We start from the raw sequence: 13,616 nt of genomic DNA, 5'->3' as shown, positions 1-13,616 counted from the left end.
GTGCTGCACCGGAAACCGCGGGCCGTGCGGGCGCCGGCGGACGACGTCGGTCGCGGACCTGAGGTTCTGCACGGAGATGTTGTACAGACCCGTGCCGGGGTTCGGATACCGACCGATCACCCGCTCCGGCCGGGGCGCTACCGCGCGACCTGGACCCAGATCTGATTGGCCTTGGCCGTGCAGGCGTACAAGGCCACCTGGGTGCCGTCGGCGGTCTCCTGTCCGATGACGTTCAGGCAGCCGCCGGTCCCGTCGTTGCGGATCTGGCCGCTCGACACCAGCGTCCAGTGTTGCAACCCGTCGCCGGTGTATGCGGCGGCGCTCTTGACCACGCGGCTCCCCGCCGTCGCGGTCAGATACCCGTGTGTTCCCTTCAGCGCGCCGTTCGAGTCGAGCGACCAGGTCTGCGCGGAACCGCCCGTGCATGTTCTGATCGCCGCGCTGTAGAGGTTCGCCGTCAGGCATTTGCCGGACTGCTTGCCTCGCAGAGCGAAGGACGACACGACTGTAACGGCGCCGGTCGAGGTCGCCGTCGGGGTCGAGGCGGGGGAGCCGGGGGCGTTCGACGACGCGGCGACTTCCTCGGCCCCGGCGGCCCCGGAAGCGTCGGAGGAGCTGGGGGCGTCGGTGGCGCCGGAGGCCCCGCCCGCGCTCCCGGCGGTTCCGACGCCGTTCTTCGCGCCGGGGTTCGCGGCAGAACTCTTCCCGGGACTTCCGCTCGCCCCCGGCACGACGGCCGTCGCGTTGACCGTCGCGCCGGCTCCGCCGCCGTCCGCCGCCCGGGCACTGCCGTTCTCGTCCGACGAGAGGGCCAGGTACGAAGCCGCGGCGATCAGCATCACGGCGACCACGGCGGCTCCCACGACCAGGGCCGCGCGCCGGGGACCACGACGGGACGCCGACGCCACCAGCCGGGCGGTGGGCGGCAGGCCGTCGGGCCCGCTGTCGGCGCGCGCGTCCTGCACCAGGGTCGTCGCCGCGGGTGGGCCGGGTGCCCGCACGGTCGGTGCGGCCGGTCGCGAGGGTTCCTCGACCACCGCGGTGAGCAGGGCATCCAACTCGGCGACGTCCGGCCGGTCCTGGGGATCCGCCACGAGCAACCGTGCCAGGACCGGGGCCAGGGCGCCCGCGTGCACCGGCGTGGGCACCGGATCTCCGAGCACGGCGGCGAGCGTGGCGAGGTTCGTGCCACGCCGCATCGGACTGGTCCCCTCCACACTGACGTAGAGGGTCATGCCGAGTGACCAGAGGTCGGACGCCGGGGAGTCGGCGGCCCCGCGGATCCGCTCCGGGGCCATGAACTCGGGCGAGCCGATCATTTCACCGGTGTTGGTCAGCCGGCTGGACCCGGGGAGGCTCGCGATGCCGAAGTCGGTGAGGACTGCCGTCGGGTGCTCGGGGCCCTCCCCCAGCAGGATGTTCGCCGGCTTGATGTCGCGGTGGTGGACACCGGCGGCGTGGGCGGCGCGCAGTGCGGCCAGCATGTCGCGGCCGATGCGGGCCGCCTCCCGGGGGTCCAGGGGGCCCTTGTCGAGCCGGTCCTGAAGGGACAGCCCCGGCACGAACTCCATCACCAGCCAGGGATACGGGTCCTGATCGACGACGTGATGGATCGTCACCACGTTGGAGTGCCGCAGCCGGGCGAGCGCGCGGCCCTCACGCAGCACGCGCTCGTGCTGCGCACGCCTGGTGCCGGGCTCTGCTCCGGTCGTACCGGGTTCGGCGAAACGGACCTCCTTGAGAGCGACATCGCGTTCCAGGACGGTGTCGCGCGCCCGCCACACCGTGCCCATGCCCCCGGACCCGAGCCGTTCCAGCAGCTCGAATCGCCCGTCGATGATCCGCCGTGCGCCGTTCATATGTGTTCTGTACCTCGATGATCTACCGGCCGGGTGACTCGCCCGGCTCGCCGAAGGGTACGGAGCGATCGGGGCGGGCACATCAGTGGAACCACGTAATCAGGCAAGGTCCTCGCCCGGCGCCCCCGGGCCGTGCACGCATCAGACGTCGGCCGACAGAAGCGCCGGGCGTTCCACACGGTCGGCCACGAACCGCAGGAAGCCGCCCGCCGTTCCGCCGTCGCAGCCCCGGTGGTCGAAGCTCAGCGAGAGCTGGGTGACCTTGCGGACGGTGAGGGCTCCGTCGACCACCCAGGGTTTGTCGACGATGCGGTCAGCCGGGCGATTTCCGCGGCAAGTTGGACCGTCGTCAGCCGGTGTGCGTCGCGGACGACGGGGACGACGAGCCCGCGGTCGGTCTGGGCGGCGAGGCTCAGGTGCACCTCGTCGTACCGCACGATCTCGCTCCGCTCGGTGTCGACGCTCGCGTCGAGCTCGGGACGGCGGCGCAGTCCGGCCACGCAGACGCGGGCGAGCAGGGCCAACAGCCCTACGCGGCGGCCGGGATCGCGGTGCGGCTTCGCGTCAGCTTGTCGGCGACGGCCTTGCGGACACCTCGCAGGGGATGCGGACGGGGCCATCCGACCCGTGGTCCGCAGTGGGCGCCGGCGCGTTCGCGGCCCACACCGGCGGGGCCGGTCGGCGAGGTCGAGCCCGTGGTCCCGGGCCAGCCGTCGTACGAGGGGGGGGGAGATGACGCGCGGGGCGTGCGGCTCGGCCTGCGGCGCCGGGGCGGCCGACGGCGTGCTGGTCGCCGTAGACCCGAAACGTCGGGCGGCGACGGCGTGGTACCGGTTCGGGCGCCGGCCTCGCCAAGGGTTTCCACGACGACCGGTTCATCGCTGTAAGGGTGACGTCGCGGACCCCTACCACGTACGCGGACGGCACCGTGGACGGCTTCACTTCCACCGTCGGGAGCTGCGTAGGCATCATGTGCGACAAGGAATGATGCGGTGCACCCGACCCGCTGTAGCTCCGGCAGGGCTCCCGCTGCCGCGGCCCCGTTTGCCCCGCCGTACGGGTTTGCCTACGCTCCCTGGAAGATCACGTGCTGGGGAGGCGGAGCGGTGGAACCGCAGGGCGGCGGGCCGGAGGAGGCGAGGGGCGCCGGGGGCGACGGCGGCGAGGAGGCCTTTCCCGACTGGTTCATCGAGAGCTTCGCCGACTACTGGCAGAGCATGGGCTCCTCGCGCATCGAGGGCCGTATCGCCGCGTACCTGATGGTCAGCGACGCGCCCGAGGGCGTGTCGGCGGAGGAGTTGGCCGAGGCCGCCGGTGCCAGCCGCGGCTCGGTGTCGACGTACACCCGGAGTCTCATCGCGGCGGGATTCGTGCGCCTGGTGCGCCGCCCGGACGACCGCGCCCACTACTACGTCATGGACGAGGACGTCTGGGGCGGCTTCCTGGACAAGGAGCAGGGCTACCTCAGGAGCCAGCGCGCCCTCGCCGCCCGCGCGCTCGCCGGCACCACCCCGGCGGCCCGGCCCACCGGCGCATCCGCAACATGCGCGACTACCTGGCCTGGCTCCTGGACGTCCAGCGCATGCCCGCCGCGTGGCGCGAGTACAAGGCGCAGCGGGACGCGGCGGACGGCGCGGAGTAGAGCGGCGTGCGCTTGCGGGTCAGAGTGTTCCTCCGCCACGGCGGGACCGGCCGAGCAGCCACAGCAGACAGGGCGCGCCCAGTGCTCCGGTGACGACGCCGACGGGGAAGCGGGTGTCGAAGGCGTACTGGCCGATCAGGTCGGCGGCCAGCACCAGGACCGCGCCGGTGAGCGCGGCGGGCAGGAGCGGTGAGCCGTTGCCGCCGGTCAGGCGGTGGGCGACCGGTGCCGACAGGAACGCGACGAACGCGATGGGGCCGGTGGCGGCGGTGGCCAGGGCGGTCAGGCCGACCGCGCCGAGCACGAGGGCCAGCCGTACGGCCTCGACCCGGGTGCCCAGTCCCCGCGCACTGTCGTCGCCCAGCTGAAGCGCCGTCAAGGGACGGTCGAGGGCCAGCAGGACGGCCGACAGCGGCAGTACCCCGGCGGCCAGCGGGCCCACCCCGTCCCAGAACGCGGTGCCCAGACTGCCCGTCAGCCACCGCATCGCCTCCTGCACGTCCCAGGCCGGGGCGCGCAGCAGCAGATAGGAGGTCACGCTGTTGAGCAGGGCCCCGACGCCGATGCCGACGAGCACGAGCCGCGCGCCCAGGACCCCCTGTCGGTACGTGAGCAGGTAGATGACGAGCGCGACGGCGATCCCCGCCGGTACGGCGACGAGGAACACGGCCGTCCCGCTCAGCCCCAGCACGATGATCGCGAACACCGCCGCGGCACTTGCCCCCGACGTGATCCCGATGACGTCGGGACTGGCCAGCATGTTCCGCAGCAGCGTCTGGAAGGCCGCCCCGGCCAGCCCGAACGCGAACCCCGCCAGCGTCCCGGTGAGGGCGCGCGGCAACCGCAGCCGCCCCACGGTGAAGGAGGCGCCCGGCACGCTGTCGCCGAAGACCACGCGCAGGGCGTCGTAGAAGGAGTAGACGGTGTGTCCGACGCAGAGACCGGTGAGGAACAGCGCGGCCAGCACCGCCGCCAGTCCCACGAGGGCGGTTCGTCTACGGCGGAGTCGGCGCCGTCGGCCACGGCGGATCGCCTCGACCGATCCGGCGTCCCGTGGCGTATGCGCAGCTTTCGTCGAGGCCGAGCCGGCGTCCGGTGACGTACTCACAGGTCCCGCACTTTCTGCGGCCGGGTGACGGTTACTCACAGGTCCCGCACTTTCTGCCGCCGGGTGACGGTTACTCACAGGTCCCGCACCTTCTGCCGCCGCGCGACGGCGATGAACACCGGCGCGCCGACGACCGCCGTCACTATGCCGACCTCCATGTCGCCGGGCCGGGCCACCAGACGGCCCGCCACGTCGGCGAGGGTCACCAGGGCCGCTCCGGCCAGCGCCGACAGCGGCAGCACCCGGCGGTTGTCGGGGCCGGTCAGCAACCGGACCGTGTGCGGGACGACCAGTCCGACGAAGCCGATCGGACCGGCGGCCGCGGTGGCCGCCCCGCACAGCAGGACGGCGCCCAGGGCGGCCAACAGGCGGGTACGGGCGACGTGTTGGCCGAGTCCGGTGGCGAGGTCGTCGCCGAGCGCGAGTGCGTTGAGGCCGCGAGCCGAGCCCAGGCTCAGCAGGAAGCCGGCCGCCAGCAGCGGCAGCACCTGGCGGATGCCGTCCGCCGACGCGCCGCCCACCCCGCCGATCTGCCAGAACCGGAAGGTGTTCACCACGTCGAGGCGCGGCAGCAGTACCGCGCTGACCAGCGAGGACAGTGCGGCCGTCACCATCGTCCCGACCAGCGCCAGCTTCACCGGCGTCGCCCCGCCCCGCCCGCGCGAGCCGATCGCGTACACGAGTAAGGCCGCCGCGCCCGCCCCGGCCACCGCCAGCCACATGTACTGCGCCGGCGTGCTGATCCCGAGGTAGGCGATCCCGCAGACGACGGCCAGCGCGGCACCGGCGTTGACGCCGAGGATGCCGGGGTCGGCCAGCGGATTGCGGGTCAGGCTCTGCATCACCGCCCCGGCCGTGCCGAGCGCCGCGCCGACCAGCAGCGCGAGCCCCGTGCGGGGGACGCGCTGCCGGACGGCGGCCCGGGCCAGGGTGCCGTCCTCGCCGTGGACGAGGGCGGCGAAGGCGTCGCCGGGGGAGACCGTACGGGCCCCGAACATGACGGAGAGCAGGGCGGCGGCCGCGACGAGCGCCAGGCAGGCCGCCGGCCACAGCAACGGGCGGGACCGGGTGGTCACTTGAGGTGCGCTACGGCGTCCGCCAGCAGCCCGGCGTACTCGTCGGTCGTGGCCGGGATGGTCAGCGCGGTGGGCGGCGAGAGCGCGGCGGCCAGTTCGGAGCCGTCCGGTATGACCACGACCGCGCCCTTGGCGATCGCGGGGATCTTGCCGAGCAGCGGGTCCTTCTGGAGCCGGCCGAGCAGCTTGTCGTCGCCGTAGGTGACGATCACGTCGACGTCGTCGAAGACGTCGGCCTTCTCGGCGCTGATCGTCCGGTAGAACTCGTCGGTCTTCGCCGAGAGCGTGGTCAGGCTCGCCGGGATCTTCATGCCCAGGTCAACGGAGAACTGATTGCGCACGTCGTGGCTGGTGTAGTAGCCGACCGTACTGAAGTCCTTCGGATCGAAGTAACCCACCAGCGCGGTACGGCCCTTGATCGTGGGGTGGTTCGCGGCCGCGTCGCCGATGGTCTTCTCCAGGCTCGCCACGAGCGCGTCGCCCTCGGAGGCGAGGCCCAGCGCCTTCGCGTCCAGCTCGATGGTGTCCCGCCAACCCGTGCCGAAGGCGAGTGAGGGGTAGGCGACGGTGGGCGCGATCTCGCTGAGGGTCGTGTAGTCGTCCTTGGAGATGCCGGAGTACGACGCGAGGATCACGTCGGGCCGTGTCTCGGCGATCGCCTCGAAGTCCAGGCCGTCGGACTCGTCGAACAGCGTCGGCGTCTTCGCCTTCAGCTCCTTGAGCTTCTTCGCGGTCCAGGACAGTACGCCGTCGCCGTCCTGGTCGCCGTAGGTCTGCTTCGGTATGCCGACGGGGACGACGTTGAGGGCGAGCGCGGCGTCGTGGTTGCTCCACACGATCGTGGCCACGCGCGTGGGCTTCTTCTCGATGACGGTCGTACCGAAGGCGTGCTTGATGCTCACGGGGAAGGCGTCCGCGGCGGCCGACGCCGGAGCGGCGTCCGGCGTCCCTTCGGCGTCGGAGCTCGCGCAGCCCGTGAGGGCGAGCAGGGCGGAGGCCGCGCAGGCGGCGAGGGTTCTTCTGAGCATGGGGAGTCTCACGGCGGTGAGGGTAGCCTTACCAACCACGAACTTTCAATTTTTTTGAAATGTCGTCTGCGGGCATTGACGCCCCCGGATGTCGGCTCTACGTTTGCCGGAACGTTCCGGCATGCATGCGGCACCACGGTGCGGCATGCAAGCGCCACGCAAGAGAAGCGGTACCACCCATGGGACTTCCCTCCGCCGACTGGCTCGTCCGACCGATCGCCCGGGTCGACGAGGCCGACGTACTCGCGCTGCTCGACGAGCGCTTCGGGGTGCGCGGCACGCTCCGGTCGCTGGGCAGCCAGCAGGACCGCAACTACCGGGTGCGCACGGACACCGTCGACCACGTCCTCAAGGTGACCAACCCGGCCGTCGACCCGGCGGCCCTGCGTGTGCGGTGCTCGGCGATCGAGGAACTCGCCGCCACGCTCCCCGAGCTGCGGCTGCCCCGCCCGCGGCCGGGCGCGGACGGCGACCCGGTGCAGTGGCTCACGGCCGACGGCTCGCAACTCGCCTGTCTGCTCCTGGACTTCGTGCCCGGTGAGCCCATCATGGACAGCCGCTACCTCGCCCCCGCGGTCGTCGCCGAGCTGGGCCGGATCGCCGGCCGGGTCGCCGGCGCGCTCTCCGCGCCGGCCGCCCTCGTCGTGGACCAGCCCCGCCTGTGGGACCTGCGCAACGCGCTCACCGTGGTCGAGACGCTCGCCCCGCACCTGCCCGACCAGCTCCGCGCCCAGCGCGTGCTGCGCGCGGCCCGTGCCGCACACGCGCTGGTCGAGCCGTACGCCGACCGCCTGCCGACGCAGCTGATCCACGGTGACCTCACCGACAACAACGTCGTCTGCGAACCGGCCCCCGACGGACGCCCGATGCCGGTCGGAGTGATCGACTTCGGCGATCTGGGCCTCGGCTGGACCGTCGCGGAGCTGGCCGTCACCTGCACCTCCGTACTGCACCACCATGGCGCGGGACCGACCTCCGTACTGCCCGCCGTACGCGCCTTCCACGCGGAGCGCCCGCTCGGCGACGAGGAGTTGGCGGTCCTGTGGCCGCTGGTCGTGCTGCGGTCGGCCGTCCTGGTCGCCAGCGGTCAGTACGACGTCCGGCTCGACCCCGACAACGACTACGCCTCGGACGCGCTCGACCGCGAGTGGACGATGTTCGAGGTGGCGACGTCGGTGCCGGCGCGGGTGATGACCGCGCAGCTTCGGCATGAGCTGAAGGGAGCGAGCGGGGCGAAGGCGGCGCCGGGGTCCGGGGAGCGGGTGGGTGAGTCAGGTGCGCCGGTGTCCGGTGAGCGCCTGGTGCCCGGTCTTCCCGAGCGCGTCCACGCCCTGGACCTCTCCGTCTTCGCCGACGGCCTGCACACCGGCTTCTGGCAGTCGCCGAACGCCGAACTCGACCTGGTCCGGGCGGAGTTGAGTGCCGACCACGCCGTCCGCACCCGGCACGGCGAGTTCCGGATGACCCGCACCACGGTCGACGGCGAAAGCCCCGCCGCGACCTGTGCGCTCGGCGTCGAGCTGTACGTCACCGAGCCGCTGGAGGTCCGGGCCCCATGGGCGGGCACGGTCTCCCGCGACGCCGACGGGGCGGTGACCCTGCGGCAGGACGACGGGCCCGAGCTGATCCTCGACGGCCTCGACACCGCCCCACTGGACTCCGGCCCGGTCAAGCCCGGCCAACTGCTCGGCACCGTGGCCGAGTTCGACGGCGTACACCTCCTCGGCGTACAGCTCAGCCACCTCGCCGGCGCCCGCCCGCCCCGCTTCGCCACCCCCGAACTCGCCGACGGCTGGCTCCGGTTGTGCCCGGACCCCACGGCGCTCCTGCTCCCCGGGACGCCGGAATCCCAGGACGCGGAAGGGGAGTTGCTGACCCGCCGTGAGCACGCCTTCGCCACAGTCCAGGAGCACTACTACGAGGAACCTCCCCGTATCGAGCGCGGCTGGCGCCAGTACCTGGTCGACACCCGGGGCCGCGGCTACCTCGACATGCTCAACAACGTGACGATCCTCGGCCACGGCCACCCCGCGCTGAGCGACGCCGTTCACCGTCAGTGGCAGCGGCTGAACACCAACTCCCGCTTCCACTACGCCTCGGTGGTCGAGCTCTGCGAACGCCTCACGGAGCTGCTGCCCGCCGGACTGGACACCGTGTTCCTGGTGAACAGCGGCTCCGAGGCGGTCGACCTGGCGCTGCGACTGGCCTGGGCGACCACCGGACGCCAGGACGTGGTCGCCGTCGAGGAGGCGTACCACGGCTGGACGTACGCGAGCGACGCCGTCTCCACCTCGATCGCCGACAACCCGGGCGCCCTTGAATCGCGCCCACCTTGGGTGCACACGGTCGCCGCCCCCAACTCCTACCGGGGCCGCCACCGGGGCGCGGAGGCCTGGCGCTACGGTCCCGAGGCCGCCGCCCGCGTCACCGAACTCGCCACCGCCGGGCACGCCCCTGCCGCCTTCCTGTGCGAGGCCTACTACGGCAACGCCGGCGGCATGGCCCTCCCCGACGGCTACCTGGAACAGGTCTACGCGGCCACCCGTGCCGCCGGCGGACTGTGCATCGCCGACGAGGTGCAGGTCGGCTACGGCCGGCTCGGCACCCACTTCTGGGGATTCGAGCAGCAGGGTGTCGTCCCGGACGTGGTGACCGTCGCCAAGGCCATGGGCAACGGGCACCCCCTCGGCGCGGTGATCACCAGCCGGGAGATCGCCGACGCCTACCGCACCCAGGGCTACTTCTTCTCGTCGGCCGGCGGCAGCCCCGTCAGCTCGGTGGTCGGCCTGACCGTGCTCGACGCGCTGCGCGACGAGGACCTCCAGGCCAACGCCCGCGACGTGGGCGGCCACTTGAAGCGACGGCTGCTCGAACTCGCCGACCGGCACCCGCTGATCGGCGCGGTGCACGGCTCCGGGCTCTACCTGGGCGTGGAGTTCGTGCGCGACCGTACGACCCTGGAGCCCGCGACCGAGGAGACGGCCGCGATCTGCGAGCGGCTGCGCGAACTCGGTGTGATCATGCAGCCGACGTCCGACCGGCAGTGCGTGCTGAAGATCAAGCCGCCGATGTGTCTGACCCGGGACAGCGCGGACGTCTTCGTCGCCGCCCTCGACGACGTCCTCACGAACGGCTGGTGATCGGCGATGACCTCCGGAACCCCCGCCGCCGCACCACACCCGCCGTCCGCACCCGCGACCCCCGCCGTCCCGCCCACCATCGCCGACGTGGCGCGCGAGGCCGCCGTCTCCAAGACCACCGCCTCCGACGCCCTGCGTGGCCACGGCCGGGTCTCGGGGCCCACCCGCCGTGCGGTCCTCGACGCGGCCGAGCGGCTCGGTTACGCCCCCAACCGCAGCGCCCGCAGCCTGCGCACCTCGGTGACCGAGACCATCGCGCTGCACATCCCGGAGTTCCTGACCAGCGCCGAGTACTACATGTCCTTCGTCTTCGGCGTCGCCGAACAGGCCGCCCACGCCGGGCTCAACGTCACCCTCCTGTCCTCCGGGCACCTCCCGCACCGCCGCGCGGAGGTCCCGCAGGTGGACGGGCTGGTGCTGTGCGACCCGGTGGCCGAGGACCCGGTCGTGGAGCAGCTGATGGGCAGCGGACTGCCGGTCGTCACGGCCGAGCGGTATGTCGGCGACCGGCAGCCCACCGGCGTCATATGGTCCGACCACGACGCCTCGATGACCGAACTCCTCGACCATCTGCACGCGTCGGGCGCCCGCCGCCCCGCCTTCGTCGCCTCCGACACCACCGGCGACTGGGCCCTCACCCTCCAGCGGACTCATGCCCGCTGGTGCGCCGACCGAGGCGTGCCCGAGGTCAAGGAGAAGGCGCCGTTCGGCTCCCCGCCGAGTGTGCTCCGGGCCGTCGTACGCCAACTGCTGGCGCGCACCCCGGAGATCGACGCCATCGTGTGCGCCGCCGACGGCGCGGCCGCCGCGGTGCTGCCCGAACTCCGCGCCGCCGGACGCACGGTGGGCGAGGACATCCTCCTCGCCTCCTGCGTCGACAGCTCCGCCATGCGCACGGCGGAACCCCCGATCACCGCGGTCGACCTCAGACCGCGGACCATGGGCGCCGCATGCGCCCGCCTGCTCTGCGAGATCCTCTCCGGCGAGACGCCGAAGGGGACCGTCCGCGACCTTCCCATCGAGTTGAACATCCGGGCGTCCACGCGCCCGTAAGCATCACTTCCGTAAGTCCGTAAGCGTCACAGGAACCCGTTGTCTCCCCAACTCCCCCCTTTCCTCACCCTCGTTGCCGGAACGATCCGGCAAACTCCCCGAAAGGAGGAGCGGCCATGCGAAGATCAGCAGTCCTCGTGTGCTCCGTCGCTCTGTCGGCCGCCGTGACATCCTGCTCCGCACCCGCCGCGACCGACACCGGCGCCGCGGGCAAGGCCTCGAAGTCCGGCTATCTCGACCAGTCCGACACGTCTTTGAAGGGCACCGGACCGCTCACCGTCCAGCTCGACTACGACTCCGTGGAGGCCGGCGGCCTCGACCCGCAGACCGCCGCCACCGCCCGCTCCTGGTCGATCGAGTCCCTGGTCTACGAACCCCTGGTGACCGTCGACTCCAAGTTCGGCATCAAGCCCATGCTGGCCAGCTCCTGGAAGCAGCCGGACGCGACCACCTACGTCTTCACGCTGCGCAAGGGCGTGAAGTTCTCCAACGGCCGCGCCCTCACCACGGCCGACGTCGTCGGCAGCATCAAGCGGCTGCTCAAGTCCAAGGCCGCCTACGCCGCCCAGCTCGGCCCGGTGAAGTCGGTCAAGGCCACCGGCGCGGACCAGGTCACCGTCCAACTCACCAAGGCCTACACGCCGTTCCTCGCCGCGCTCGCCAACACCCCGGCCGCGATCCTGCCCATGAAGGAGATCGAGGACGGCTCGCTGGACTTGCAGAAGGAGATGCTGGGCACCGGCCCCTTCGTGGTGAAGGACCACAAACAGGACCAGTACTGGAACTTCACCCCCAACACCGCCTACCGCGACGCGAAGTCCGTACGGATCACCGACCTGAAGATCGAGATCGTGCCGCAGGAGGCCGCCCGGCTCGCCGCCCTGCGCAACGGCAGCGCGGCCTTCGTGAACTTCAACAACGTCGACTCCATGGACCAGCTGGCCGGCACCCGCGACGCCAAGGTGGTGAGCCAGACCAACAGCGACTTCTACTACCTGATCCAGAACTCCAAGAACCCGGACTCGCCGCTCGCCGACGAGAAGGTCAGGTTCGCCCTCGACAGCGCCCTGAACCGCAAGGAGATCGCCTCCGTCGCCCTGGGCGGCCAGTCACAGCCGACCGGGGTCACGCCCAGCGTCCTGCCCGGCGCCTGCGACCCCGCGAAGCTCCCGTCCGCGACCGGCGACACCGCCGCGCTGAAGAACGCCGGCACCCTCCGCCTCGCCGTCTACACCTCCGAGCCCGCCGTCGGCCAGATCGCCCAGGTCATCCAGCAGCAACTCGCCAAGGCAGGCGTCACCGTCAAGATCCAGAAGTACGACGACACCACCTACGGCGCCAAGGTCTTCGGCGCCAAGCCCGACTTCGACCTCGCCGTCGGCTGGTTCGCCGGTTACGTGGACGCCTCGATGGTCTCCCGCTGGTGGAACCCGGTCGCCGCCGGCTTCTCCGGCACCTTCCTCAACGACGACAAGACCCTCGACACGCTCATCGACCGCGCCGCGAGCGAGCCCGACGGCGCCGCCCGCACCAAGACGCTCGCCGCACTGTGCGCCCGCGTCGACACCGCCGCCCAGATGCTGCCCCTGGTCACCCGCCCGTCCGTCGTCGGCTACCGCACCGACCAGGTGAGCCCGACCCTGCGCTCCGCCGAGGGTTACGGCAACTTCCTGCGCGACATCACCTCGTACACCCTCCCGGGCGCGAAGTAGGCCGTCATGGACCACATCCGCTGGCTCCTCGGCCGCGTCGCCACCGCCGCGCTCACCCTCTTCGGCGTCTCGGTGCTGATCTTCGCCGCCGTCCGCGCGATGCCGGGCAGCTACACCGACCTGGTCCTCGGACCGCTCGCCTCCCGGGCGGACAAGGCGGAGGCGGCGGCCCGCTTCGGCCTCGACCGCCCGGTGGCGGAGCAGTACCTGTACTGGCTGCGCAACGCCGTCCAGGGCGACTTCGGCACCTCGCTGGCCGCCCGCACCCCGGTCGCCGCCGAGTTCGGCGACCGGCTGCCGGTCACCGTGACCCTCACCGTGCTCGCCCTCCTCCTCACCGTCGCCGTCGGCGTCCCGCTCGGCGTCTGCACCGGGACCCGGGACGGCGGCGGACGCGGGGGAGTGCCGGGCCGCCTGGTCAGCGCGTTCGGCATGAGCCTGCCGGAGTTCGTCCTCGGCAGCCTGGTGGTGTTCCTCTTCACCCGCTACAGCCTGGGCCTGACCGTCGGCACGTACATCCCCTGGTCGAAGGACCCGCTCGGCTCGATCGGCTCCCTGTTCCTGCCCGCCTGCGTCCTCGCCGTGTTCTGTGTCGCGGCGACCGCCCGCACCACCCGGGACGCGGTCCTGGGCGTGCTGGTGGAACCGCACATCGCGGCCGCTGTCGCCCGCGGCGAACCGAAGGGCTTCATCGTGCGCCACCACGTCCTGCGCAACGCCTCGGTCCCCGTCCTCACCCTGGTCGCCACCCTCAGCGCCTACCTGCTCGGCGGCGCGGTCATCGTCGAACGCCTCTTCAACGTCCCCGGCCTCGGCTCCTACCTCGTCGACGGCCTGGACCGCCGCGACTACGGGGTGATCCAGGCGGGCGTCCTCCTCGCGGCGACGGTCTTCATCACGACCAACCTGCTCGTCGACCTGGCGAGCGGCCTCATCGACCCGCGGATCAGCACGGTGGGGAAGGGGGCGGCGCAATGAAAGACAAGGTCCTCAAGCCC

The 13,616-nt window shown here is 72.1% G+C and carries 8 protein-coding genes and 2 pseudogenes; 5 read left to right on the top strand and 5 right to left on the bottom strand.

The window, feature by feature from the left end; all coding sequences use genetic code 11:
- Window positions 1-137 precede the first annotated feature (137 nt).
- Window positions 138-1,859, bottom strand: a complete 1,722-nt coding sequence (locus ACQEWB_RS05910; protein WP_432827767.1) for a protein kinase domain-containing protein — start codon at window positions 1,857-1,859, stop codon at window positions 138-140.
- 141 nt (window positions 1,860-2,000) lie between these two features.
- A pseudogene (locus ACQEWB_RS05905) lies at window positions 2,001-2,479 on the bottom strand (2-oxo acid dehydrogenase subunit E2).
- 597 nt (window positions 2,480-3,076) lie between these two features.
- Here ACQEWB_RS05905 and ACQEWB_RS05900 point away from each other — a divergent pair.
- Window positions 3,077-3,199 (top strand): annotated as a pseudogene (locus ACQEWB_RS05900) (hypothetical protein); the annotation flags it as partial.
- A gap of 321 nt (window positions 3,200-3,520) precedes the next feature.
- Here ACQEWB_RS05900 and ACQEWB_RS05895 read toward each other — a convergent pair.
- From ACQEWB_RS05895 to ACQEWB_RS05885, 3 genes are all read right to left on the bottom strand, one after another.
- Complete coding sequence (locus ACQEWB_RS05895) at window positions 3,521-4,609, bottom strand: FecCD family ABC transporter permease (RefSeq protein WP_432827765.1); 1,089 nt, start codon at window positions 4,607-4,609, stop codon at window positions 3,521-3,523.
- A 74-nt stretch (window positions 4,610-4,683) separates the two neighbouring features.
- A complete protein-coding gene (locus ACQEWB_RS05890; protein ID WP_432827763.1) occupies window positions 4,684-5,685 on the bottom strand; it encodes a FecCD family ABC transporter permease in 1,002 nt (333 codons plus the stop codon).
- Window positions 5,682-6,725: an ABC transporter substrate-binding protein gene (locus ACQEWB_RS05885; protein ID WP_432827761.1), complete on the bottom strand. Its 1,044-nt coding sequence runs from the start codon at window positions 6,723-6,725 to the stop codon at window positions 5,682-5,684. Before ACQEWB_RS05885 ends, ACQEWB_RS05890 begins: the two co-directional genes overlap by 4 nt.
- 167 nt (window positions 6,726-6,892) lie before the next feature.
- Between ACQEWB_RS05885 and ACQEWB_RS05880 the strand changes: the two genes are divergently transcribed.
- The 4 genes from ACQEWB_RS05880 (at window position 6,893) to ACQEWB_RS05865 (ending at window position 13,596) form a co-directional block, all read left to right on the top strand.
- Window positions 6,893-9,853: an aminotransferase gene (locus tag ACQEWB_RS05880; RefSeq protein ID WP_432827759.1), complete on the top strand. Its 2,961-nt coding sequence runs from the start codon at window positions 6,893-6,895 to the stop codon at window positions 9,851-9,853.
- 6 nt (window positions 9,854-9,859) lie between these two features.
- Window positions 9,860-10,906, top strand: a complete 1,047-nt coding sequence (locus tag ACQEWB_RS05875) for a LacI family DNA-binding transcriptional regulator (RefSeq protein ID WP_432827757.1) — start codon at window positions 9,860-9,862, stop codon at window positions 10,904-10,906.
- 116 nt (window positions 10,907-11,022) lie between these two features.
- Entirely contained in the window at window positions 11,023-12,618 is a 1,596-nt protein-coding gene (locus ACQEWB_RS05870; RefSeq protein WP_432827755.1) for an ABC transporter substrate-binding protein, read from the top strand.
- A 6-nt stretch (window positions 12,619-12,624) separates the two neighbouring features.
- Entirely contained in the window at window positions 12,625-13,596 is a 972-nt protein-coding gene (locus ACQEWB_RS05865) for an ABC transporter permease (RefSeq protein WP_432827753.1), read from the top strand.
- Window positions 13,597-13,616: the final 20 nt, after the last annotated feature.

The sequence above is a fragment of the Streptomyces sp. CA-249302 genome, from assembly GCF_050936785.1.
GTDB lineage: Bacteria > Actinomycetota > Actinomycetes > Streptomycetales > Streptomycetaceae > Streptomyces.
Note: the sequence above shows the minus strand (reverse complement) of the source record. Positions and strands in the feature narration are given on the sequence as shown.